Origin of the sequence: Paenibacillus sp. EKM206P, assembly GCF_011066155.1 — a bacterium.
Taxonomy (GTDB): Bacteria; Bacillota; Bacilli; order Paenibacillales; family Paenibacillaceae; genus Paenibacillus; species Paenibacillus polymyxa_D.
The window spans coordinates 329,070-353,135 of record NZ_JAAMNQ010000005.1 but is presented as its reverse complement, the minus strand read 5'-3'; the positions used below and the strand labels follow the sequence as shown (position 1 = coordinate 353,135).

Annotated in this window: 21 protein-coding genes; 5 read left to right on the top strand and 16 right to left on the bottom strand. The window is 47.4% G+C overall.

Annotation, left to right across the window (positions count from 1 at the left end):
• Positions 1–81: 81 nt before the first annotated feature.
• The 8 genes from G9G53_RS13805 to G9G53_RS13775 form a co-directional block, all read right to left on the bottom strand.
• On the bottom strand, positions 82–537 hold the full coding sequence (locus G9G53_RS13805; RefSeq protein WP_029515829.1) for a DinB family protein: 456 nt from the start codon (positions 535–537) through the stop codon (positions 82–84).
• Between the two features lie 554 nt (positions 538–1,091).
• Positions 1,092–2,510 carry an aldehyde dehydrogenase family protein gene (locus G9G53_RS13800; protein ID WP_165148342.1) on the bottom strand — a complete coding sequence of 473 codons (1,419 nt, stop codon included), beginning with the start codon at positions 2,508–2,510 and terminating at the stop codon, positions 1,092–1,094.
• Positions 2,511–2,552: 42 nt separating this feature from the next.
• Positions 2,553–2,981: a universal stress protein gene (locus tag G9G53_RS13795; RefSeq protein ID WP_165148339.1), complete on the bottom strand. Its 429-nt coding sequence runs from the start codon at positions 2,979–2,981 to the stop codon at positions 2,553–2,555.
• 28 nt (positions 2,982–3,009) lie between these two features.
• Complete coding sequence (locus G9G53_RS13790; RefSeq protein WP_029515832.1) at positions 3,010–4,221, bottom strand: MFS transporter; 1,212 nt, start codon at positions 4,219–4,221, stop codon at positions 3,010–3,012.
• A gap of 40 nt (positions 4,222–4,261) precedes the next feature.
• Positions 4,262–4,717 carry a MerR family transcriptional regulator gene (locus G9G53_RS13785; RefSeq protein WP_069010957.1) on the bottom strand — a complete coding sequence of 152 codons (456 nt, stop codon included), beginning with the start codon at positions 4,715–4,717 and terminating at the stop codon, positions 4,262–4,264.
• A gap of 350 nt (positions 4,718–5,067) precedes the next feature.
• Positions 5,068–5,169 (bottom strand): hypothetical protein, encoded by a 102-nt coding sequence (locus tag G9G53_RS26485; RefSeq protein WP_014599460.1) that lies wholly within the window; start codon positions 5,167–5,169, stop codon positions 5,068–5,070.
• Between the two features lie 114 nt (positions 5,170–5,283).
• Positions 5,284–5,868, bottom strand: a complete 585-nt coding sequence (locus G9G53_RS13780; protein WP_069010956.1) for a TetR/AcrR family transcriptional regulator — start codon at positions 5,866–5,868, stop codon at positions 5,284–5,286.
• 199 nt (positions 5,869–6,067) lie between these two features.
• Positions 6,068–6,679: a pyridoxamine 5'-phosphate oxidase family protein gene (locus G9G53_RS13775; RefSeq protein WP_069010955.1), complete on the bottom strand. Its 612-nt coding sequence runs from the start codon at positions 6,677–6,679 to the stop codon at positions 6,068–6,070.
• 115 nt (positions 6,680–6,794) lie between these two features.
• On the opposite strand from G9G53_RS13775, the gene pdxR reads away from it, so the two are divergent.
• Positions 6,795–8,309: a MocR-like pyridoxine biosynthesis transcription factor PdxR gene (pdxR, locus tag G9G53_RS13770; RefSeq protein WP_165148336.1), complete on the top strand. Its 1,515-nt coding sequence runs from the start codon at positions 6,795–6,797 to the stop codon at positions 8,307–8,309.
• Positions 8,310–8,317: 8 nt separating this feature from the next.
• Here pdxR and G9G53_RS13765 read toward each other — a convergent pair whose 3' ends face one another.
• Positions 8,318–8,956 (bottom strand): pentapeptide repeat-containing protein, encoded by a 639-nt coding sequence (locus tag G9G53_RS13765; RefSeq protein WP_029515839.1) that lies wholly within the window; start codon positions 8,954–8,956, stop codon positions 8,318–8,320.
• Between the two features lie 151 nt (positions 8,957–9,107).
• Here G9G53_RS13765 and G9G53_RS13760 point away from each other — a divergent pair, with 151 nt between their 5' ends.
• Positions 9,108–12,407, top strand: coding sequence for a DUF5695 domain-containing protein (locus tag G9G53_RS13760; protein WP_165148333.1), 3,300 nt, complete (start codon positions 9,108–9,110; stop codon positions 12,405–12,407).
• 283 nt (positions 12,408–12,690) lie between these two features.
• Here the strand turns inward: G9G53_RS13760 and G9G53_RS13755 are convergent, their stop codons facing one another.
• Entirely contained in the window at positions 12,691–13,737 is a 1,047-nt protein-coding gene (locus G9G53_RS13755; protein ID WP_165148330.1) for a hypothetical protein, read from the bottom strand.
• A 173-nt stretch (positions 13,738–13,910) separates the two neighbouring features.
• On the opposite strand from G9G53_RS13755, the gene G9G53_RS13750 reads away from it, so the two are divergent.
• Together G9G53_RS13750 and G9G53_RS13745 are read left to right on the top strand one after the other, a co-directional pair.
• Entirely contained in the window at positions 13,911–14,309 is a 399-nt protein-coding gene (locus tag G9G53_RS13750; protein ID WP_165148327.1) for a hypothetical protein, read from the top strand.
• A gap of 2 nt (positions 14,310–14,311) precedes the next feature.
• Positions 14,312–14,641 (top strand): hypothetical protein, encoded by a 330-nt coding sequence (locus G9G53_RS13745; protein WP_165148324.1) that lies wholly within the window; start codon positions 14,312–14,314, stop codon positions 14,639–14,641.
• 43 nt (positions 14,642–14,684) lie between these two features.
• Here the strand turns inward: G9G53_RS13745 and G9G53_RS13740 are convergent, their stop codons facing one another.
• The 6 genes from G9G53_RS13740 to G9G53_RS13715 all read right to left on the bottom strand — a co-directional run bounded on the left by G9G53_RS13740 (position 14,685) and on the right by G9G53_RS13715 (position 22,826).
• Positions 14,685–15,512: a carbohydrate ABC transporter permease gene (locus G9G53_RS13740; RefSeq protein ID WP_165148321.1), complete on the bottom strand. Its 828-nt coding sequence runs from the start codon at positions 15,510–15,512 to the stop codon at positions 14,685–14,687.
• Entirely contained in the window at positions 15,509–16,393 is an 885-nt protein-coding gene (locus G9G53_RS13735) for a carbohydrate ABC transporter permease (protein ID WP_165148318.1), read from the bottom strand. Before G9G53_RS13735 ends, G9G53_RS13740 begins: the two co-directional genes overlap by 4 nt.
• A gap of 38 nt (positions 16,394–16,431) precedes the next feature.
• Entirely contained in the window at positions 16,432–17,712 is a 1,281-nt protein-coding gene (locus G9G53_RS13730; protein ID WP_165148315.1) for an ABC transporter substrate-binding protein, read from the bottom strand.
• Between the two features lie 111 nt (positions 17,713–17,823).
• Complete coding sequence (locus tag G9G53_RS13725) at positions 17,824–18,891, bottom strand: response regulator transcription factor (RefSeq protein WP_165148312.1); 1,068 nt, start codon at positions 18,889–18,891, stop codon at positions 17,824–17,826.
• Positions 18,888–20,687: a sensor histidine kinase gene (locus G9G53_RS13720; RefSeq protein WP_165148309.1), complete on the bottom strand. Its 1,800-nt coding sequence runs from the start codon at positions 20,685–20,687 to the stop codon at positions 18,888–18,890. Before G9G53_RS13720 ends, G9G53_RS13725 begins: the two co-directional genes overlap by 4 nt.
• A gap of 132 nt (positions 20,688–20,819) precedes the next feature.
• A complete protein-coding gene (locus G9G53_RS13715; RefSeq protein WP_165148306.1) occupies positions 20,820–22,826 on the bottom strand; it encodes a beta-galactosidase in 2,007 nt (668 codons plus the stop codon).
• 295 nt (positions 22,827–23,121) lie between these two features.
• Between G9G53_RS13715 and G9G53_RS13710 the strand changes: the two genes are divergently transcribed.
• A complete protein-coding gene (locus tag G9G53_RS13710) occupies positions 23,122–24,042 on the top strand; it encodes an AraC family transcriptional regulator (RefSeq protein WP_165148303.1) in 921 nt (306 codons plus the stop codon).
• Positions 24,043–24,066 lie beyond the last annotated feature (24 nt).

Below are 24,066 nucleotides of genomic sequence, written 5' to 3'. Positions count from 1 at the left end.
CCTGAGTTACCTTTGCCATTTCTTGTGCAGTAGGATATTTCGGTTTTACTGCGTTTCCATTCCTTCTCAATGCGGAACTTTTCAGAGCCTCGCGAACGTGATGTAATCGACTTGGGCAGGCTCTGCCGATTCGATCCGAAGTGCCCGGTTGATCTGTCCCCGGTGATATTGTCCATGTAAGAGGACCTGCAACAGGCTGTCCCGGACGGACGTTCGGAACGGAACCCCGCTCTGGTTCGCATAGTCGATCATCTCATCCAACTCGGATTCCTCGAGCCCTTCGATATAGACACGATATTGTTCGGCGTTTTCTTCGAACATCGTCCGGATCGCCGACAGGTCTTCAGCTTCCTCCCACAACGAATATTGCGCGCTGCCCTTGCCCTGCAATCGGGACAGCCAGACTCGTTCCGCGACCGCGACGTGCCGAACCAGCTTCAGAAGGTCCTTGTTCTTCGTCTCACTCTCCTCGAGCGCGTCCAAGATGCGTCCGTCCGCCCAGTACAGGTGGTCCATCATGCACTTGATCGTCTTCATTTCGGTTTCCCCCTCTTCATCTCATCGATTACTTGAACCTACTGTTAACCGTTAGTTTAATCATTTGAATGAACTAAAACAACCTTTTTTGGGGTGAATTCCTTGTTGCTGTAAACTTCCAAGGAGAAACGTGCAATTTCAAAGGGTTTAGTGGCTTGTCGCTCCCTTTTGGGAAGAACTCATGGGAGATTAAGCCTACTCTGGTTGCTGCACCATCCTCATTTTACGTTTAGCCTTGAAAGATCTTTGATACTTTAATTTCATAACCCTTCTCAGGCACTGCCTTTTTTAAAAAATCATTTGGCTAGGTCTATTTTGTTATTGTCTTTTTGGGGCTACGACCATCCTTCATTATATTCCATTTTTAAATATTAATTAAAGAACATACGCGGGTAGCAGTAGTGATTTAAAAGAGCCTTATCTTAATCTAGCACTAAGAAAACACTTTATTTTCATCTGATAATCACGTAGAAGGTGCCAAAAAAGCCTATCTAATGAACAGACATACGCAAAACGTATTATCTATGTCCATCAGATAGGCTTTTATATAACTACTACCGTTTAATAACGATCAGCTTTGTTTCCAGCATTTCTTCCATGGCATACTTTACGCCTTCGCGTCCGGTGCCACTTTGCTTCACACCACCATACGGCATATGGTCGACACGGAAGCTTGGAATGTCATTGATCACCACGCCGCCAACCTCAAGCTTGTCTGCTGCATCCAGCGCAGTCGTGATATTACGTGTGTAAATTCCCGCCTGCAGGCCATAGATCGAATCATTCACATGGTTTACGGCTTCATCTATAGAGCTAACAGAATGAATCAGCACAAGCGGGGCAAACACTTCACGACAGGATACCTTGGAAGTCGGGTCCACATTAAGCAAAACCGTCGGCTCCAAAATACCTCCCTTGGCTTGACCACCCAGAGCGATCCTCGCACCTGCTTGAACGGCTTCTTCCAGCCACTCACGGACACGTTCGACATCCTTGGCTGAAATAAGCGCGGATACATCCGTGTCCGGCTCTAGCGGATCTCCCATTTTTAAACGTTGAGTTGCTTCTATAAATCGGGATACAAAGGTATCATACAGTTCATCGACAACGTAAATACGTTGAACTGATATGCACACCTGCCCTTGATTGGCAAAGGCTCCACTCACACAACGGTCGATGACCGCTTCCACATCCGTATCACGGTCGATAATAACGGCCGCGTTGGAACCCAGCTCCAGCGTGACCCGCTTCAAGCCAGCCTTGGAGCGAATTTCTGTACCGACCGCCGGGCTACCGGTAAAAGTGATATAGCTGACGCGCGGATCAGTGACAAGTACGTCGCCATTGGTTTTACCATCGCCGCTGATCACGTTAAGAGCGCCCGCAGGCAATCCAGCCTGCTCTAGCAGCTCCGCGATTAGGTAAGCCGACAACGGCGTCTGCTCCGCAGGCTTTAATACGACTGTATTGCCTGCTGCCAGCGCGGGACCCACTTTATGAGCGACCAGATTCATCGGGAAGTTAAATGGTGTAATAGCTCCTACTACTCCGACAGGTTCTTTGAGCGTGTAGGCCATACGGCCCTCGCCGCCCGGTGCGGCATCCAGCGGAATGGTTTCCCCGTGAATCCGTTTGGCTTCTTCAGCTGCGAACTTGTAGGTTTGCACCGTCCGGTCAACCTCCGCCAGCGCAGCTTTCCATGGTTTTGACGCTTCGCATGCAATGATGCGCGCTGCATCCTCACGCCGCTCTTCCAGCAGGTCAGCCAGCTTCTCCAAAATGGCTGACCGCTGGTGCGCTGGCATGGCCCGCATCTCCGAGCGTGCATCAGAAGCCGCCTGAATAGCAGCCTTGACATCTTCTGGCGTGGCCTCTGCCACCTCAGCAATGATTTCCCCGGAATACGGTGATTTCAACGTCGTGTACGTTGAAGCTACCTTCCATTCTCCTCCAATAAATAAATGCTGCTGCATGCTTTTTCCTCCTTTTCTCTATATTAACGTCTCTTTTACCATCTATTTTACCGTCAGCACCGGACAAGGTGCATGCTGAATCACATGATGGCTCACGCTGCCCAGTATCATTTCAGAAACAAGTCCTTTTCCCCGTGTTCCCATAATGATCAGATCCACCTTTTCCTGATCTGCAATTTCACAAATGATACTCGCCGGATTACCATGACCCGCCAACATACGGCAAGGGATGTCCGCGTCCTTTAAATAGTCGGATGCAGGTTCCAGGATATGACGACCTTCTTCTTCGATCTGCTCATCCACATCGACCCCAATCGGAGGCTCATTCATGGATAAAGCCGGGTTTACATGCAATACAGTCAGATGCGGGTTCCCCTGAAGCTGCTTAGACAACGTTTTGGCGGTCTCCAACGCCCTCATCGCGTGTTCCGAACCATCAATTGCGACCAGAATATGTTTGTATTCGCTCATCCTCTTTTTCCTCCTCAGAAGTTCGATCTTAGTGTGCATCCACCTGAATATCCTGCATATGTCGACGACGTCCGATCAGCACAACTACACCAATCAGTACCATCAATGCTCCAAAATAAAACGGGGTTTCTGCTGAGTACCACTCTGACAGCTTCCCTGCAAGCCACGGCGAAATGGCCCCACCCAAAAAACGCATGAAGCTGTAGGCCGCAGATGCTGTCGAGCGCTCCACTGGAGCAGCCTGCATAACAGCAGTTGTAATCAATGTATTGTTAATCCCCAGAAAAATACCAGCTACAATGACGGCGACAATGACAGTCGTTGGCGAGCCAGCTACCGTCCCAATCGCCATAACACCTAAATCAATGGCAAATAGCGTCAGCATGATACTAATGGAAGATACCACGCTCAAGCGTGCTTGAATCTTTGGTGCTACAAACACCGAGGTAAAGGCTAGCATAATTCCCCAGCCAAAAAATACATAACCCAAACCATGCTCGTCCAGATGCATTACATATGGAGAATACGCCATCAACGTAAAAAATCCAAAGTTATATAACAACGCTACAATACCGAGCGTGAGTAAAGCTGGATAACTAAGCGCTTTGAACGGATCGGCAATGGAACCGCGTTTTTTGGGCTTTGGAATCGAAGGCAGCATAAACGTAATGAACAAAAATCCCACGACCATTAGTCCGGCTACACCGAAAAACGGACCACGCCAGGAAATGGAGCCTAACTCACCGCCCAGCAGCGGACCCACTGAAATCCCGAGGCCCAAGGCCGCTTCATACAAAATAATTGCTTTAGCTGTTCCAGAAGTAGACAGACCTACAATCGCAGATAACGCTGTTGCGATAAACAAAGCGTTCCCCAAGCCCCAGCCTGCCCGGTAGCCCACAATTCCGCCAACTGTATTGGCCGTGCCGCCAAGTCCAGCAAACACAATAATAAACAAAATCCCGGTTAGTAACGTCCATTTGACACCCAATCGACTAGATACGACGCCCGTAATCAGCATCGCAACGCCTGTTACCAGGTTATAGCTGGTGAACAGCAATGACACTTGGCTTTTCGTAGCATGAAGCTGATCGGCAATGGCCGGAAGAATCGGATCGACCAATCCCAGGCCCATAAATGAAATAACACAAGCAAAGGCGACCGCCCATACCGCTTTAGGTTGAGACAGCAAGCCTGAGCGTTCTTTTAGCTCTTCAGGTAATGCATGTTGTGAACTCATATTATGATGTTACCTCCACATCTGAATGTAAATGTTCTTGTTATGATGGGTTGTGATCAAGTTCCTCATCCAAAAGGGTTTTGCGTTCACGAACCCTGACCCGCAACTCCTCCAACTCAGTCTGGAGCAAACGGATGCTGTTGATTTTTCCCTCCATTAATTCCAACTGTTCGTTCAGTGTACCTTCCATATCCTCCAACATGGCCCGTCGCTCGTTCGGTTGCAAATGCTCCGTTCGCTCGCGATATTCCTCCCGCTGACCCTTGAGCATTTCCGCTGCGGACATGTAACGCTGAAGCTCTTGCAAGGAGAATCCAAGTACTTCCTTGGCACTCACTATTTTTTTTAGTAAATCCACATCCTCCTGCGTATACAGGCGCATATTTCCTTCACTGCGTTGCGGGGAGGGCAATAATCCGATCTCCTCATAATAACGAATAGTTCGCTTCGTCAGACCACTTTGCTTGGCGACCTCATCAATTTTATACGTAACCATGACACCCACCTTATGAAAAAGATTATATATAAATACTACGCCTATATAACGTTAACGTCAACGTGAACTTTGATATAAAAAGAAACCGCCTCTATTGGAGACGGTTCCTGTTTTGACTAGCACGGTCATAGACCCGAAGCATCGGCGCTCAAGCCCATGAATATAGCTTTAGATGAAAATGGTACGTGTGATGATAACCAGCAAAATGAAGAGTACCAGAATAACACCAGTGGAAGTAAACATGTTGTAGCCGCCACCACCGCAACCTCTTTCTACTTCACCCATCTTAAGTTCCTCCTCCCTCTGTCGATTACAACAAATCGCCCGAAATCAGATTCATGAGCTACGAATTAGATGACGAATGCTTTGGAAATAATAACGAGCAGAATGAAAAGTACCAGAATCGCTCCTGTAGATGTAAAAGCTCCATAACCAGCGCCTACTCCAGACATGGTGATTCCTCCCTTCATGGTTTACAAGAGCATCTTATGCTTATGCCATCATTCATGATAGGGACAAATGCCGCGCCTGCCGCCCAAATCTAGGTTTGGTATTGTATAGTCCTGTTATTCTTCGGACCCGAGCATGCCGTGATATAGGAGGTTTCGTGCCTGCTTGGCAAGCACAGACGGACTTTCACGTCCAGGTAGCAATTTCGTTAACGTCAGCCGTTCAATCAAGCCGATCACGCATTCTGCTATCAGTTCAGGGTCCAGTTCCTCACGGCACGAGCCCCATCGTTGCGCAGCCAGCAGATGCTTTTTGATATGCTCGGCCATTTCCGCCTTAATGCGCACCGAGTCTGCCGCCTGGTAAAATCCGACACGGGTGATCGCCGGATTGTTAGACAACACGCGAAAAATAGCCTCCAGAAACACTTGTCCCCGTTGCAAAATTTCAGCTTCGCTTTGATCCGGACCTATCTTCATGCTTTGAACCGTTTCATTCACCAAAGTACGAAAGCTCTCCACAAGCTCATCATACATCTGTTCCTTGCTTTCAAAATGAATATAAAAATCCGGCTGCGTCAATCCTGCGCGTGCCGCGATCGAACTTACCTTTGTCTGATAAAACCCCGTCTGAGCGAACTCTTCAGCCCCTGCTTCCAGTAACAACCGTCGACTCTCCCGACTTCTGACTCCTGCTCCCATCACGGTCTTGCCCCCTTACGCCACAAATCTATCGTATTATAAAGTTCCTTTGCAGTAAGAACAACGGGCTTGAGGATGATATATACCTGTCCTTCAAAAGTCCTAATACAGAAGGACTGAAAGTTTTGGAAAATCAAGGGCATCTCCCTACAAGGTATAATTAACCAATCTGACGGTGAGCGAGCAGGATTTATTACGCTCAGTGATGAGGACAATATTTGCGCATCATCTCAATCGTCGTCAGATCATCATCCAGCCCCCGTTGTTGCAAGCCGTCGATAATTTGCTGACGTTCCTGATCTTTGACATTTTGACCGAATTTAAACTTGGCGGTCCAATCCTCCGGTACAATTTTGATCAGAGCGACCCCTTTCAAACGTGAGGCATACCGAGAATCGCTAGCATCAATCGTGTCATACCCGCCTTCCGGTTGCAGCTTACTCATAAAAATGGAAAAGGCCGATGCTTTTTCTTCCAAATCCACTACATGCTCCGCATGACCACGAACGGTAATGCTTTTAAAAAATGAAGTCGCCGGACATGCCATATGTTCATCCGTAAAATAAGATGGAATGAGCGCATATTCTTTGGCGGCTGAAAAAGTAACCCGATTATCCTCTTTCATCTGTTCCATCTTTTCTCCAGCACGGCTGCCATGAATATAAAAAACGCCATTTCCATAAGCGAAATTCAAGGGAACCACACGCGGAAAACCATCCTCGCTGTTCATGCCTAAAAATCCGAAACTGACCTCGCTTAGAAACTGCTCTATTTCCTCTAGTTCTGCCACCGCAAATTCTTTCCTTCTCATAGAGAACTCTCCCTCCATCTATTGACCAATGATACATTTCAGATTATGTTGAAAATGGATTCATAAAAAGACCCAATATGAACGAAAGTGAGTGGCCCAATCGAAGGAGAAGAGTATGGATATTACGATTGCATATCAGCGCGCGCTTCAAAAATATCATCTAAAATACTTGGCATTGTATCATGCTCTTCGTGAGGGAATCCTCAATGGTTCCCTTGCGAGTGGTACGCGTCTGCCTTCCACTCGTGATCTGGCTGTGATGTATGGAATTTCGCGAGGGAGTGTTAAAGAAGCATACGATATGCTGCTGGCAGAAGGATATGTAGACTCGGCAGTAGGCAGAGGAACCTTTGTTATGCAACAGACAGCGGTGCTACCAAACCCATCTCAAATCGGCCTGCAGAATCAGAATCCACCCGTTTCCAAGCAAAAATCCCCTACGCTGTCAGCATGGGGACAACGAATCATGCAGATCGAAAGGGAACGAAACTTACAGTCGTCTCCTGTTTCTGCTACAGATAGAGACCGTGCACAACAGCCTTTGATTTCTTTTCAGGCAGGAGAAGTTGTATTGGAGGGCAATTCACAGATCGCATGGAAAAGCGCACTGACTGCCGCTGGAAAAGATCTGCAAAAGCCCTCGGCTGACGAAACTACTGCGCCAGTGAGCGGTGATGAATGGCTACGTGAAGCGATTTGCCATCATGTTGGCAGAACACGCGGAATTACGGCCAGCCCGGATCAAGTCGTATTATGCAGTGGTTCCATGGAAGTAATCACGTTATTAAGTCAGTTGCTTATTCATGAACAAGATCGAATTGTATTGGAGAATCCTTGTTATTCCGGCATCTACCGTGCAGTTACTGCCTCAGGCGGACAGATACTCGCTGCCGAAATGGATCAACACGGAATTGTCCCACAGGATTGGGATTCCAAATTGCTGTTTGTTACACCTGGACGACAGTTTCCAACCGGGGCAGTTTTGCCATTAACACGACGTCAACATATTTTGCAATGGGCAGCATCCAAGGGAGCGTGGATCATTGAGGACGATTATGACAGTGAATTCCGCTGGGCAGGACGACCCATTGAACCGTTAAAAGCACTGGATTGCGCAGAATGTGTCATCTATGTCGGTTCCTTTTCCAAAAGCATGTTCAGCAGCCTTCGGCTCGGGTTTGCAATCCTGCCCGTTGAATTAGCCCAAGCGCTGACAGCTGCCAAACGACTATACGATCCCCTGCCGCCTGCCCGCTTGGAACAGCGCGCACTGGCACGTTTTATGATGCGCGGCGACTACGTTCGCCATGTGCGTCGGATGACTCGCATATACAGGTCTCGCTACGACGTGTTCCAGCGGGAAATACAGCAGTTGAATGAACTGTTTCACTGGCATCAGAACAATTGCGGACTACATGCCTATGCCATCTGGAAGCATGATTCTGCCCAGTATCATCATTTGATGCAGACAGCACGATTTTACGGAGTCACATGGCGTGATGCCGCTGATTACCAACTGACACCGGGACCTCCATCAGCTTGCTTTATCTTTGCCCATTTAACGGAGCAACAAATTATTGAAGGGTGTAACCGTCTGCGCCAGGCTTGGAACCATGTTAAAAATCAGTGAGGAACCCCTTATTTAATCACTAGCCCCAAAAGGCCCACAAAGGATGAGGCCTGATGCGGTGAAATGATGCAGCCATTCAAGTCTTCTATCTCTACTTGTAATCCATCAAATTCGCAATCACTGAGATCAATTCCCTTGAGCTTGGACCCCGACAGGGTGGCTTGATCCAGATTGCAACGGGCAAAAGAGGTTTTTTGTAGTGTTAAATGATACAGATCTGCACTTATCAAAGAACAATCCTCAAAACCAACTTGCTTGAAATTAGCAAAACGGAACATCGAATAATCCCCTAAACAATCCGAAAAACGAACGTTTTGGAACCTGCTTCTCGAAAAATCCGTTCCGAGCAATTTGCAGTTTCTGAACTCTACCCGATGGATAAAGGAACCTGAAAAATTAACATTCGATAGATCGCATTTATCAAAAATAACGTCTGTCCATTCACTTTCCGGCAATGACGATTCCATGATCGTTACATTTTTAAAAGTCATCTTCTCTAATGAAACCTTAACCGCTTCCATATTGTCCAAAATGATATCCTCTACAGACCCTATACTGAGTTCGTCTTTGGATCGTATGGAGCGCATTTCTTCATTTAATACGGGTAAATCCGCAGGAATCTTTGGCAACTCCATTTTATTTTTCATTATATCTCTACCTCCACGATTGAGAGCCCTCTAGGATATCTATATGAATCTATTTTCTATCAATTCTCATACATAGGGTAGCAAAAGTATTTCTCACACATATATTAACGTAGTGAGCACGCTCACGAACCTTTGTTAGGAGGTTGATAACATGGCAGTACAGCTATCTAATCAAGTGTTCTCCATCTCTGTCGGAGATTACGGGGATCTCTCTTCCTTGCGACTGGTAGGGGACACTTTTAATACCAACTATGTTATGAACAGCTCCAACGCACCTAAACAGAATACGTCGGATCATCAATGGCTGGGTGAACTCATGTTCACCTATCGTCTCGGCAACGGAGCGTGGACTCGGGCATGGACAAGCAATTCTGCTGATGCGCGCCAGATCACCTCTTCTGGAAACAGTGTCCAGGTAGCCTATCAGAATTCATCAAACCATCAGGGAATACGTAATTTCATTTTACATGAAACTTATTCGTTGGTTAACGATTATTTGCACTGGCAAATGAAAGTAACGAACAGCTCTAATCAAACGCTGGAGATCGGAGATTGGGGACTGCCACTTCCGTTTAACGAGTACTGGTCGGGTGGCAATAATGAACAAATTTATGAAACCAGAGTACTCTCACACTCCTTTGTAGGCCATAACAGTTCCTTTATTACCGCTGGACGACCTAGCGGCATCGGACCGTATGTACTACTAATCCCTGATGCCTCAACGGGGGCTGGTCTCGAATATCAGGACCATTGGAGAACTGAGGAGCATCCCGGCAGCACATGGGCTATGGAGCAAGGGGGCTGGTCTGAAGGACTGAATGTGTTCTATATCCACTCCAATGTCATCAAGAGCACCAACCGTGGCTATCTTGGAAGCACCAGTCTGTCGCTGGCTCCTGGTGAAAGCAAAACGTATGCTTTTAAATTTTACAAGGTAGCGGACGAGCAGGCCGTAAAGGACAGGCTGTACAGTGAGGGACATGTGGATGTGACCGTGGTTCCGGGTATGATCTTCCCAACCAATCTCAAGGCTAAATTCGATCTGCATACCAGCAAATCCATTACCTCTGTCACCGCGCAATATCCGTCGGAAACGACCATCAGCTATCTGGAAACAGCCCCTACAAACCATAAAATATATGAACTTACACTGGGACGACTGGGACATAACAATATTACGGTTAACTATGGTAACGGCGAAAAAACCGTTCTCCAGTTCTATGCCATCGAGCCAATCGAAGCTGCACTTCAGCGTCACTCTACCTTCATGGTCAACAGCACCCAATGGAACGTTCCGGGCGACCTGAGGGATAAGGTCTTTGATGACTGGATGATGCAGTACAAGGCCAAACGCAACAGCTTTGCTGGTTACTGGGGCTGGGGTGACGATTGGGGGCTAACTCACGGTCAGTTTCTGGCGGAGAAAAACGTTCAGAAGCCCGTGGCATCTGAGATCAAGGCAGTCGATGATTATTTGGAAGTGGCCATCTGGACGAATTTGATGGAAGGCCATCATAGCGATTATCTGGTTCCTGATTTCCTGATGCCGCAGCCTAATACGACACCAACGTACCGGGGCTATGCCTATCCGCACATTTATAATACGTTTTTTAGCATGTATAAACTTGCCAAGCTGTATCCCAACCTGATCAGCTATCGCAATAGCAAAAACACATATTTGCTACGTGCTTATCATATTTTTAAAGCGTTGTATGAAGGCCCTGTTGCCTATAACTGGAACACGGGACTCATGGGTGAGCTAACTACACCTGATATTATTAAAGCGCTTCAGGAAGAAGGCTTGACCACCGAGGCTAACGACCTGATTGCCAAAATGGCTACCAAGTACAACAATTTCAAGAATACCACCTATCCTTATGGCTCTGAGTATAACTATGACAATACAGGCGAAGAAGCCGTATATACACTCGCCAAAATGAACAACAACACGACGATGATGAGCAAAATCAACGCCAAAACGCGTGCTGCACGCGGTCATATGCCTGTCTGGTACTATTACGCCGATCCGGTCACCATTACCGGAGAGAATTGGTGGAACTTCCAGTACACGACCTCACTGGCCGGCTATGCGATGGATGACTGGACACGTCGTTATTCGTCCAAGCCTGAAGTGGATCAGCGTCTATCCTATGCCGCCAAGCTGGCGAACATCGGGGCGATTAACTCGGGACAGATCAGCTCTGATCCTGCCAATATCGGGGCGGTATCGTGGACATATCAGGCGGGCAAAGGCAATTATGGCGCACTCGGTCTGGACGGCGGCCCTCTCTTTAACGGATGGCGTGGCATGTCCGGGGAAGCCGATCTAGGGCTGTTTGGAGCCATTAAAATTCTAAGCTCGGATGTTGCTGTCGATCCCATATTCGGTTTGTTCGGTTATGGCTGTGACGTTACAGAAAGCAATAACAGCTATACGGTTACTCCAAAAGACGGCGTATTCCAACGTCTGCATCTGATCACCCAGAAGCTGAGTCTGGAGTTGAACCGGGATCAATATAGCTTGGCCATCGTGTCCAAGTCCAAGAACAACATGCGCCTGACACTGAAAAATATGACCCCAGGCACGACTCATACTACCGTTATGAGCTTGACCGGACTCGCGGCAGGTACGTATGACGTGCTCGTAGACGGCACAAAAACCGGATCAGTCACGGCTGCTAACAGCTCTGCGATCACGGTCAGACTGAATATCGGTACGGCAGCCAACTATGATATCCGTATTCAGTCGAGTACAGGTAATCCGTCTCCCGCTGGAGACATCATAGCCCGTTATGAATTTGACGAAACGGCCGGATCTACCGCAGCCGATTCGTCAGGTTATGGACAGCAGGCCAGTGTAAATGGAGGCGCGTGGGGAGCCGGACGGAAAGGCAATGCCCTGCACTTTAACGGTACAGACGCCTATGCTAGCCTGCCCGGTGGTATCGTTAGCAGCCTCAATGACTTTACCATTGCCGCGTGGGTACGGGTGAACACGCATAACGGCTGGGCACGCCTGTTTGATTTTGGAGCAGGCACGGATCGGTATATGTTTTTGACACCTAAGGCCGAGGGAACTGGTATGCGCTTCGCTATCACTATCTCGGGGAACGGAAAGGAACAACAGTTGAATGCGCCGGAGCTAGCAACAGGGGTTTGGAAGCATGTCGCCGTGACTTTGTCAGGCAATACTGGAACGATGTATGTGGACGGTGTAGAGGGGACGCGTAACACGAACATGACGCTGAATCCTTCCAGCCTTGGACTGACAGACCGGAACTATATTGGAAAATCCCAGTTTGATGATCCCTATCTGAACGGCGCAGTAGATGAACTGATCATTTACAACAGAGCCCTGACCGCTCAGGAAATCCGGGGCTTGGCCTCGGCAAGTAGCATCATTACAGCCCCTGATGTGGGAGTCCAAGCATATGCTGAGGGGGCAGATTAGAATGCATTATGCATTCATTTCATGCCATTAACGTTTTAGATTGTGAATGATTTGTACCGTGAATCATCTGTGTCGTGAATCATTTGCGTCGTAAATGATTGGGATCGTGAATTACTTCTGCTGGTGCTTCTCATTGCCTCCACCCCGGATTTCTTATATTAATTCTGTAATCAGGGGTGAAATCCGGGGAGGTGATGCTTCCGAAGTGAGCCGCCCTATGGAAAGCATTTAAATTGACGCCTTACCGGGACGATCAGCGGCAATTTTTCCATCGGGAGGGCGTTTAGCTCCGTCTAATGCGTGTCGTTCTTGGTCTTAAGCGAACCAGCTCTTCACTGGTGAGTTGCCTAGTATAGGAGCGAGGGGAAGATCCTGTATCTACCCTGAGCACCCTGCCTGCCCCGTTGGGGCGGGCTACCCGTGTGTTGAATACCTGCATGAACCACTGCACCGGAAAGGCTATAGATAAGCGACCATCTGCCGTGCCTGCATAGTTGACCGCAGTTGCATAATTATCTGACTGTCTGAGCCATACAGAGCCAGAATCCCCAGGTAGTGATACGGGAGTCGTACCTCTAATAACCGTCTGATCTTCGAAGGTCAGCAGGCCTAACTCTCCGCCATAATTGATTTGCAGGTCCGTATAGACGGACTCTACCGTGCCATTGACTCGTCCGGTCGTACGCCCAACCTTCTTCAATCTTTCTCCTATGCGATATGCGGTAACATGACCTGGAATCGCTCCTACCGTAGCATAACGCGGATTGAGCAGGTTGTTACGGGTCGGAAGCGAAAGCGCCGCATCAATCAGGTTCGTACCAGTGGGGTTCAAGCGTACGTAACGATACAGCCTTCCTATACGATCCTGAGTAACCGTCCCCCCATCGGCTCCGCCTGGCTGTATTGTAGCCTCCCGATTGTCTGTATTGGAGGGATTGAGGACATGGTTATTGCTAAAAAGATAACGCGTCGCCGGCGCTCCAGTTGGGGCAACGATGAGTCCGGTTGAACCGGAGCCTTCAATCGTCCCGACACTGTAGCCGGCGATGACCGGGCGTATGCGCACTTTGTAGTCCGTGGCATTGGCTCTGATCTTTCCAGTCTTTACAATTCGGACTGGAACGTTCGTTTTCTTTCCTAATGCGGTGGCCGACAGGAGTCCAGTAGAGGCCGACGCTAGACGGTCCGTATACACAATGACAGCGGCTCCCTTTTTGGGATGGGCAGGGTCCCTGTATCCTACGCCAATGCCGTGGACACCGGACATTTTTAAGACTCGCTTGGCCATCCGCTTTTTCACTTGAAGCGCGGCCGAGAAGGTAGCCAACATAATCATCTCCTTTTACATTCAGATGAAATATTGTATGGCTAGAGACGCTTCGCGTTCCATTTGATCTTACGATCGCTGTATTGAAAAGCATATGAAAACATCCCAAAAAATGGTATACTCATTTCCGAAATTGACATCTTATCATTGGATCTTAATGTTCAAGGAGGTACTTTATGTTTTCAATCATGTTGACTTACAGCATACAAGCAATTGTAATTACCCTAATTATCTTTGAATTGTTGAGAAAAAACGAAAAGAAAATAGGTTGGGGATCGCTTTCACTGCTGCTAACTCTTCTTGGTATGGCTGTTTCTTTCGAATTTGGCAATTACATATTGGGAGACCAGTTGCTTTCCTTTTTAGGATTGCCCGCCTGGTCTAGCAGTGTTGATAATACTAGGTTTCACTACACCATTTATCTATCCAGTATTTTTTTTATTCCCAGTTTAATCATTGGATATAAAAATCCTAAAGAGTTTGGAGCTACAATCGGAAAACGGATTTCTAGTATATATCTAACTTTGATCATCATTTCGCTTTTATTTTTTATTATAAGTATTTTCTCGAAGTAACGTTGGATGTGCGTCGTTCCAAAACAAAAGCCTTCCTGAGCGGAGGGTTTCTGTTTTTATCACATCAAGGAGCTGATATTATCTATAATTCATTTACCTCAATATTTTTTGCTGCGTTAACTGCAATCACCCTCATAACGCTGCCAAAATTAGAAGCTAGGGTGAGTAAGAGAACAATGTTGAAAGTGAGAATTTCCATAATAACAACAGTTCTGCTGATCGGAGTCGTGTTGTATATCATTGACCCTCAGTGGTGGATCATTGTAGCCTTTGCAATTTTTTTTGTAACTCTTCCTATCTTTTTATTGAAACGTTGGCGCGAAAAAAGCTAAATCAGAGAAAAAGCCTTCCTTGTTGATAGGAAGGCTTTCCACCTTATCCCTTAACCGCTCCCTCCGCGATACCCTCCATAATGAATTTCTGGAAGAATGCATAGATCAGGATAACCGGGATGGAGGTCAGTACGAGTGCGGCCAGAATAAGCGACCAATCCTTGTTGTACTCTCCAAACAGCATATTGGTCGAGAGAATCAGGGTGTAATGGTTCACATCCGTCAGCATCAACAATGGAAGCAAAAAGTCATTCCAAATCCACAGAAAATCCAAAATCGCGATGGTAACTGTAATCGGCAGCAACAAAGGAAATATAATGCGAAAGAACGTTTGGAACTCATTACAGCCGTCCATTTGTGCGGATTCTTCCAGCTCACGCGGGATGGATTTGACGAATCCATGATACAAAAAGATCGCCATATTCACACCCAAGCCGATATAGATGAGGGCTAGGCCGTACGTACTCCCTTGAACGGACAAATCTTTTGCCATTCGTGTAAGCGGTATCATAATAGAGTGAAACGGCACCAGCATCGATGCGACAAACAGGAAGAAAATCGCACTGCTCAGTTTTCCCTGTGTACGAGACAGCTTGTAGCCTGCCAGTGCCGAACAGATCACAATGCCACCAATGCCGATAAAAGAAATAATCGTGGAATTAAGGGCGCTGTTCAGTAAATGAGTCTGATGAAAAGCCTGACTGTAATTTTCAAAGTGAAGCTTCGTCGGCAGCGCCGTAAAGGATGCAAACATCTCACCCTGTGTTTTAAACGAGTTAATTAACGCCATGTAGATTGGAAAGAAGGACACGACAGCGCCCACGCACAGAATCAGCGTAATCAGCAAGGAATTGGCTTTCTTCAGCCTCATGCCTCCACCTCCCTCTTCTTCATGACGCGTAGCTGGATCAGAGTAAAGATTAGCACAATGGCGAACAAAATAACGGATTTGGCGCTCGCATACCCATAACGGAAGTTGTTGGAGAACGCCTCCTCATAAATGTTCATTGTAATCACCTGTGTACTGCGCCCCGGTCCCCCGCCAGTCAGTCCGTATACAACCTCATACACCTTGAAGGCACCATTCAGCGTCAGGAAGAAACAGATCGTAATCGCATGAGTAATCATCGGCATCGTTACGCTTCGCAATGTCTGAAATGCGTTCGCCCCGTCAATAATAGCAGCCTCCTTCAAGCTTTGTGGTACACCTTGAAGCGCAGCCAGATAGATGATCATCATATAGCCGACACCATTCCAGAGCGACACGACAATGATAGAGAAAAAAGATACTTTTGGATCGCCCAGCCACGATTGGCCCAAAAAGGCGATAGCCGTCTTTTCGGCGATCTGTGGCAGCACGGAAGAAAAAACGAATGTCCACATAAATGCGCTAATAATGGTACTGATCATATTGGGCATGAAAAATATCGTCCGGAAAAATCCTTTGGTACGTGTACGCGACTCAATCAACACTGCCAGTGCCAGTGCCAGTACATTTTGCAGCACAATCATCACTAATACGTATTTAAGGGTAAACCAAAGGGAATTGAGAAAATCGGGGTCTTCCTTCAACGATTCCACAAAGTTCCCCAAGCCGATAAAGCTGTAATTGGGATTCAATCCGTTCCAGTCTGTAAAGCTGTAGTACATGCCGCTGATCGTTGGAATGAGCAGGAAGATAGCATAAAAGATCAGCGCCGGGGCTGTAAACGCCAGTAGCATGACGTATTTTTTATAGATTTTAAAAGGCATGGAGTCTCTCCCTCCTGGTGTAATTCTGTAGGTTACCGTTACTTGTTCACTTTGTTATAGGATTTCCATGCCTTATCCAGCGCCTTAATGACGTCATCCTGCGAGAGCTGACCCGCATAATAGGATTGTAGCGATTTCCCTGCCTCGTCCTTGACCGCTTGCGGGATAGATGGATCTTGGTACGACTTGCCTGCTTTCACGTATTCGGTAGCGTCATTAACCCAAGGATAGCTTTTAAACGTATGCACTTTGGAGATCGGGTTAAATTTCAATGCTTCATAGAACGCGCTAGAATCCTTGTCATCCAGCACATAGTTAACAAAATCGAGTGCAACCTCCTTATTCTTGCTTGTAGAGGATACAGCCAGCGAAGTCGAAGTGGACAAATTAATCAATGTCGCATTGGGATCATCATTGATCGGCAGCGGTGCTACCCCAAAATCCATCTTCGGATCAGATTTTAAAATCGTTTCCGCAAACCACGGTCCCTGAATCCACATCGCCGCTTTACCCGAGGCAAACGCAGCCGATCCATCATCCCCGCCGATTTCCAGCGCCTTGTCCGTACCGTTGCTATTCACCAGATCAATAATATCGAACATGCTCTTCATTTCGGAAAAGGAGCCTTTATCCTGATTCATCCGGTCGATAAAATCCTTATTCTGCGTGTTCATCATCGCACCCGCTGTCAGCGGCACGAACAGCTGTGGAATCCAGGATTCCTTGTAGGACAACAGGAACGGTTTCACATTGTTCGCTTTCAGCTTCTCGACCACAGCCTTCATTTCGGTCAACGTTCCCGGCGGCTGCAAATCCAAATCCTTAAATATCTTTTTATTGTACAAGTAGCCCCATGAGATCGTTTCCAAGGGAACCGCTACGACCTTTCCGTCTTTGGTTGTCACCGAAGGCTTCACACTATCCATCAATTTGTTAACAAAAGGCTGGCCGGATAAATCCTCCAAATAGCCCGCTTTATAAAACGGAGGAATTTCATTCACCGCGTGTAATGCAAATACGTCCGGCGCATCGTTGGATGCGAGTCTTGTCTTCAAAATTTGTGCGGCGTTGTCAGCAGGCGGCATCTCCAGTTGAACCGTAACGTCGATATTTTTATCTTTCTTCTCTTTCGCTACGAACGCATTAATGTATTTATCGTAGTGCTCCTTCAAACGGGGCTGAGCAATAAACATTTTGAGATTCACCGTTTTGCCGTCTCCACCGGAACCGCTGCTGTCACTGCCTGAAGAATTCGCTCCACACCCGGCCAATAACGTGCCAACCAGCATCGTGCTCAATACACATTTCCACAACTTCATGAAAAATGACCTCCCCTAAGTTGAAAATAACGTTTTTTGTATACGCTTTCATTATAGAATGGGAGGTCACTTCTGCCATTGGACACCCTTAGCTTATTGGATTGGACTTTTTTAAACTTCCTTCCTCATTTCACCGGGTGCCATGCCAAAATGCTTTTTAAATACCCGATAGAAATAAGACACATCCTCATATCCTGCCATCTCCGCAACTGCTTTAATTGAAATCTGTTTATTGACCAGCCATTCCCGCGCTTTTTCCATTCTTCGCTCTACGATGTAGTCTGTTACATTTTGACCATACTCCTGCTTAAATACCTTGCTCATATACTCTTTGCTCACAAAAAAGTTTTTCGCCAACTGCTCCAGTGTAATCGGCCCAGCAAAGTGACTGTCGATATATCGCCGTACCTCTTCTAAATTCAGCTTGTTTTTGTATTTCCGCTGCCGAATGAGCTGATCCAGTTCCTGAACATAGCACGACGATACGAATTCCAACGCATGTTCCACAGAGGATACGGCATCCTGCGGCAGTGGAAATCCTGCCTTTGCCGTAGAAGTATCCAGCCCGTTATCCACTGCGAGCTCTTTCAGCAGGGAAAGAAGCTCCTGCACCAGCCTGCCTAGCATATGTGGACTTGGTGCTCCGTAACTCTCCAGCTCCTGCATAACCTGCCTGCAGGTTAAGTTCACCCCGTCACAGTTCAGCTCATTAAAATAAAGACGCAGCAGTTGCTTATACTGGGTCAGCTTATGAAAAAACTCATAATCCAGCTCTGTCGCTTCTTGCTGCTGTTCAGCCACCTTGACCTCCAGATCGTTTTTGCATTTGAGTAGCACTGCATTCAGCTCTGCAGGATTGACTGGCTTTAACAAATAATCGACGGCCTTGTAACGGATAGCATGTTTGGCATACGCAAAGTCATCATATCCGCTCACGACAATGATTTTTACATCAGAACAATGGTTATTTAGCGCTTGCAGCAACTCCACTCCGTCCGCACCCGGCATGTGCATATCAGTAATCACAATATGGGGAGCTAACTCCCCGACCAGCCTGAACGCCTCGTCTCCGTCTTCAGCCTCCCCCACTACCAACATTCCAAGTTTTTCCCATGTGCCAAATGTCTTTAGAATATCGCGGTTCCACGGCTCATCGTCCACAATTAATACTCTGATCATACTTTTCCCTCCTCTGCTGAGGTGAATGGAATGCGGATGGTGACACGTGTACCGACTCCCTGCTCACTATCTATCGTCACTCCGTAGCGCACTCCAAAATTCATCCGTATGCGTGAAGACACATTGCTCAATCCGATATGACTACCCTGCGCCCAGATCGGTTCCTCCGACGCGTTTTCCAGCTTTGCCCGTACTTTTTCCAGCTTGTCCGGGGCCATGCCGTTTCCATTATCGCAAACTGTAATACACACATCTTCTTTCATAATCTCCACCCGAATCCCCATTCTCCATGCCCCCGCCTTTCGGTCAAGACCGTGCTGAAACGCGTTTTCCAACAACGGCTGAAGCGATAGCTTAGGCAGTCGAATATCCATCGCCTGTTCTTCCGTCTCCACCTGAAACACCAATCTTTGTGGAAATCGCCGCTGTTGGATGCGCATATAGTGTCCCACATGGTCGAGCTCTGCGCGTAAAGAGGCCAAATCCTGAGGTTCCCGTACCACGTAACGGAACATCTCACTCAGCGACCGAATGACTTCATAGGTGTCCTCCGGCTTTTGCGAAAACACCATACTTCCGATCATTTGCAGCGTATTTTGTAGAAAATGTGGATGAATCTGTGCTTGGAGCGCCTTCAATTCAGCCGTCTTTTTTTGCAAATTTATACTGTATTCTGCCTGAATATGCTCGCGAATTCGGCCTGCCATCCCATGCAGACTTCTTTCCAGCAGCCCGATCTCATCCGGGCGTGTACTTGGCTGTCCAATCGGTCCTTTGATCATATCCAGCTCCTGTACGGAACGCGCCAAATGAACAATCGGTCGTGCAGTCCGCCATGCGATGAAAACGGCAATGCAGATGGAAACCAGGATTGAAATCACGCCGACGATAATACCATACAGCATGGTTGAAAAGGCGCTGTGGTTAATGGAGGAAGTGGGTACGATTTTGACCAGCTTCAGCCCAACTACATCCAGATCATTATAGAACACATAATGTTCAGCAGTTTGAATCATCCCGGGGCCCGGCTTAACGTCACGAAGAGCTGACAGCACACTTGCAGGAGGAGGCGACTGCCGAGCCTGTGCTGGATACATAACCCTGCCATCTGCATCTGTAATAAGCACCTGATGCTGATCCCCTCGTCCCAGCAGGCCCAGCGTCTGATCGAATTGAGACCACAATACATCCAAAGAAATAGCTCCCGTCTGCTTTTGGTCTTCAAAACGCCGAATACTGCGCGTCAGAGTAAAGCGTTCCGGGTCAGTAGAGCTTGGGCGAATCAAATAATCCTTATTCGCTTGCCACATCTCGGCATACTGTGGGGGAATACCGCTCACCGTCGTAATTTCATTTTGCATGCTATTGAAGGTAAACAAGGTTTGCGATTGCTTCGAATAAAGCTGGATGCCGATCACATGACTTCCGGCCGAATAATACACATTCGCCATCGTATTCAGCATTTTTCGCTGGGCATTAAATTGGCTTGAAAGATTGTCAGGCTCGCGCTCATTCAAATAATCGCTCAGATCAGGACTGATCTGAATGCTGTAAATCAGATGATTCAGACGATCTAGCTGATCGCTGATATAGATCCCCGTCCATTTCATATTGGACATGTTCGTCTCTACCACTTCCGTTTCCATGGAAGCTCTGCTTTTCTCCGCAGCCAGCACCGTGACAGCAATGACCGGCAGCACAGACAAAACAACCATCGTCAAGATCAGCTTGAGCTGAATGCTACGTCGATACGGGGCCGTCAGCGCCCGGAACCAGCGAACTGCTCGGGTTGGCATAGCGATGCACTCCTCTTTCAGCCATATGCGAAAACGCCCCGCAATTCGCAGGGGCGCTTCATGTACCGGATACTCCCGGGGAAAACCTATATGATATTATTCGTAAGTTGGTTTCAGCTCATTATTCATCATTTACGCTTCTTCGATAATTATAACACCCCAAGGCTCTAATGGAAGCGTTTCTCCTTGGGTAACCGCATGCTCCCCAATCAGCTCCTTGCCGTCTCCATGCGGATAGACCACCGAGCCTGCTTGTTCAGAATAGTTAAAATAGTACCGGATTGTCCGTCCTAGCTCATTCGTGCCGGATTTAACAATGATCGGATAAGACGTTTCCTGATCCAGTCCCCATACTCCTGCCTTTTTGGCTACAGAGCTGAATAGTTCGCGGATGACCGCCGGGCTGACGATACAGCCGATATAGGTCGCTGTTCCCTGACCATAGCGGTTTTGCGTAATTGCTGCATATTTGCCCCAATGCGGGTGATCGTAATAGGCCAATACTTCGGCGGTCGTCGGGGTAATCAGCTCCATCCACGTATCTACCTGATTGTCCTCTGGTGCCACCCCAAAAGGATTATTCTTAAGCGTCACTTTCTTCGGCTCCACGAACAAGCTGTAATGAATGCCGCAGGCTTCGCTAATCACGCCCGGCTGTCGGGACGTTCTCACCTGCACATGCTCGTTGGTAAATCCGCTTCGGAATGTGTATACTACATGACCACCTTTTTCCACATATCGGTTCAGCTTCTCCAGTAGTGCATCTGGGGCAGAATAGAGAACCGGGACGATCAAGAGATCATAGTCGTCAAACGATTCTGTACCTGGATGAACAATATCTGTCCCGATATTCAGTTTATACAACTCGTCATACAAACGACGTACGATGTCATTGTAATTCAACGGACTACTCATATTAAATTTAAACCAGTCAATTGACGTCAATGCTTCGTTGCTGACCAGAATCGCCGTTTTATTTTTCTTTTTCAAGTTGACCAAATGCGGAGACAATCTTGCAAAATCCTTCCCTATGGTCTGTGCTTCCTCATACACTGGATTCGGCTCAAAATCATGGCTCAGCAGACCCTTCCAGTAGGTTTCGAAGGAATTATGGATGGAATGCCAGTGCCAGTATGCCACCATATTGGCCCCTGAAGCCAGATGGCTGAACGCTTGCAGACGCAATTGCCCCGGATAGGGAACCCAGTGGGTAAAAGCCTGCGCTTCCGTTTCCAGCACTAGATAGTTGTTATTTTTCGTCGAACGTGCCACATCGCCACCGAAGGAAATTTCAATACCAGTCAGGTCATCCTGTGATGGATGGTAAATATCCACCCCAGTCACATCAAAGGCTTGCGATGCCGCAAAGTGATCCACGTCTGGCTGAACACCAAAGGAATGACCTCTCCATTCAAAATCAAAGTTTTGCGTAATAAATTGGTCCTCCCGCTTATATTCCTTCACCAGCGCGACCTGCCATGCCAGAAAGTCCGTCACCAGCTTGCGCTGGAATTGGGAAAAGGCTGCGCCCAAACTTCCATTAATCGTTCCGACCACTGAAGGAAAGTCCTCCCAGCTATTGATGCGATTACTCCAATAGTCCAGACCAAATTTGCGGTTTAGCTCCTCCAGCGATTCGAACCGCTCTCGCAGGTACTTTACAAATTGCAATTGCACATTAGGCCCACTCGTGTTGTAATGCTTGGTCTCATTATCCGTCTGAAAGCCAATGACCGCCGGATGCTGACTCACCCGTCCGATCAGCTTGCGTATGATTCGCTCGGCATGAAACAGGTACACCGGGTTCGTAATGTCCATAATCTGGCGAGCACCATATTTGCCCGGCCCTTGAGGCGTTGTCGCCAATACATCAGGATGCTCCTTCACCAGCCACGTGGGTACGGCATAGGTGGGCGTCCCCACAATGGCTTCAATGCCCGCCTTATGCATGGCGTCCAGCACCCGATCCACAGAAGTAAAATCAAACACGCCATTTTGCGGTTCATGCGTACTCCAGGTGGATTCCGCAATCCGCACCACGTTGATGCCCGCATCCTTCATCATTTGGATATCCTGGTCCAAACGGTCATATGGCATATATTCATCATAATAGGCAACACCGTACAGTAGCTTTTTCATCAAGTCGTCCTCCAATTAGGTTCATCAGGATTTTGCAAAATTCGATTCCAGCCACTCCGAAGATCGGAGCACTAAGTGCATTCCATATACGGGCTAGTACAAATAGAGTACTGATAATTGAAACAGATATGTCAACATAATCCGCATCACTTTCAAAATGTCTATATATAAGCACTTTCTTTTATATAAAAGCTTATACAATAGTATTTGTAAGCGCTCTTTTATTATAGTTAAATGTTAGATACAATGAGATTGTCTAAGCGGTGTAAAATTTGCCCTAATCGAAGGTGATCTGATGATATTAAATCCTGATGTTGATCCATCTCTATTTCATGATTGCCAATGGCTGCCCATTATTGACTGGAATGTGAAATTTTTTGGCGCCCATATTCACCGGGTCCAAGCGGATTGGTGCATGCCGGAGGAATCTCATATCGGTTTTGAAATTGCACTCATTTTAGAAGGTCGTCAGGAAACGATTATGGAAAATAACATATATTCGGTTGGAGAAGGTGATATTTTAATCATTCCGCCGGGTTTTAAACATGTGAGTCAGTGTGTTTCCCCAAACGGCATGTACTATTTTAGCTCTCATTTTAATGTCGATGATCCATTATTCCGTCAGGAAATGATTAAAAGCAATCAGCTCTTTTTTCCGGCGGGTACTGAAACGAATGCCAAGCTGCAAAAGGTTGTCCATAGCTGGATTGGCATGGTGCGGGAAAGCGGAGAATATACGACAGCAGACCGTTTTCGCATGCAGATTGCCTTATTTGAGCTATTCGGGATATTCTCGCAAATGATATCTACCAGTTTGGAGCCCAGAATTGCGCCTTCATCCGTTCAATATGCCAAGGCCATCATGGAAGCTATTCAATCGAGGTTTAAGCCTTATCGGGAAGATGAATCTGGCGAGCAAGCGTTCCGACTTGAAGATGTGGCGGCTTCTCTCGGGATCAGTCCTGGCTATGCCCAGGAAGTGTTCCGCAAGGTATACGGCTATTCACCACGTCACTATCTATCGGAAACCAAGTTGCATGAAGCTAAGGTGTTGATCCAGCAGCCCAATCTACCACTCAACAAGGTAGCTTCCCTGCTCGGATACTCCAGTCTGGCTCATTTCAGCAGACAGTTCAAGCGCTGGACAGGCACCAGCCCACTTAAATACCGCCAAACGTTAAAGCCGATTACTAATGAACAAAGGATTAAGATATAAGGACGGATAGCAAAGGCTCCTCCG

Bases quoted from the DNA above. Each gene is read 5' to 3' on its own strand.
- G9G53_RS13750 (WP_165148327.1), top strand. From the start codon at position 13,911: ATGTTTTCAATCATGTTGACTTACAGCATACAAGCAATTGTAATTACC.
- G9G53_RS13790 (WP_029515832.1), bottom strand. From the start codon at position 4,221: ATGAGTTCACAACATGCATTACCTGAAGAGCTAAAAGAACGCTCAGGC.
- G9G53_RS13780 (WP_069010956.1), bottom strand. From the start codon at position 5,868: ATGGGAGCAGGAGTCAGAAGTCGGGAGAGTCGACGGTTGTTACTGGAA.
- G9G53_RS13765 (WP_029515839.1), bottom strand. From the start codon at position 8,956: ATGAAAAATAAAATGGAGTTGCCAAAGATTCCTGCGGATTTACCCGTA.
- G9G53_RS13800 (WP_165148342.1), bottom strand. From the start codon at position 2,510: ATGCAGCAGCATTTATTTATTGGAGGAGAATGGAAGGTAGCTTCAACG.
- G9G53_RS13735 (WP_165148318.1), bottom strand. From the start codon at position 16,393: ATGCCTTTTAAAATCTATAAAAAATACGTCATGCTACTGGCGTTTACA.
- G9G53_RS13725 (WP_165148312.1), bottom strand. From the start codon at position 18,891: ATGATCAGAGTATTAATTGTGGACGATGAGCCGTGGAACCGCGATATT.
- G9G53_RS26485 (WP_014599460.1), bottom strand. From the start codon at position 5,169: ATGTCTGGAGTAGGCGCTGGTTATGGAGCTTTTACATCTACAGGAGCG.
- G9G53_RS13785 (WP_069010957.1), bottom strand. From the start codon at position 4,717: ATGGTTACGTATAAAATTGATGAGGTCGCCAAGCAAAGTGGTCTGACG.
- G9G53_RS13755 (WP_165148330.1), bottom strand. From the start codon at position 13,737: ATGTTGGCTACCTTCTCGGCCGCGCTTCAAGTGAAAAAGCGGATGGCC.
- G9G53_RS13740 (WP_165148321.1), bottom strand. From the start codon at position 15,512: ATGAGGCTGAAGAAAGCCAATTCCTTGCTGATTACGCTGATTCTGTGC.
- G9G53_RS13720 (WP_165148309.1), bottom strand. From the start codon at position 20,687: ATGCCAACCCGAGCAGTTCGCTGGTTCCGGGCGCTGACGGCCCCGTAT.
- G9G53_RS13715 (WP_165148306.1), bottom strand. From the start codon at position 22,826: ATGAAAAAGCTACTGTACGGTGTTGCCTATTATGATGAATATATGCCA.
- G9G53_RS13730 (WP_165148315.1), bottom strand. From the start codon at position 17,712: ATGAAGTTGTGGAAATGTGTATTGAGCACGATGCTGGTTGGCACGTTA.
- G9G53_RS13795 (WP_165148339.1), bottom strand. From the start codon at position 2,981: ATGAGCGAATACAAACATATTCTGGTCGCAATTGATGGTTCGGAACAC.
- G9G53_RS13805 (WP_029515829.1), bottom strand. From the start codon at position 537: ATGAAGACGATCAAGTGCATGATGGACCACCTGTACTGGGCGGACGGA.
- G9G53_RS13710 (WP_165148303.1), top strand. From the start codon at position 23,122: ATGATATTAAATCCTGATGTTGATCCATCTCTATTTCATGATTGCCAA.
- pdxR (WP_165148336.1), top strand. From the start codon at position 6,795: ATGGATATTACGATTGCATATCAGCGCGCGCTTCAAAAATATCATCTA.
- G9G53_RS13775 (WP_069010955.1), bottom strand. From the start codon at position 6,679: ATGAGAAGGAAAGAATTTGCGGTGGCAGAACTAGAGGAAATAGAGCAG.
- G9G53_RS13760 (WP_165148333.1), top strand. From the start codon at position 9,108: ATGGCAGTACAGCTATCTAATCAAGTGTTCTCCATCTCTGTCGGAGAT.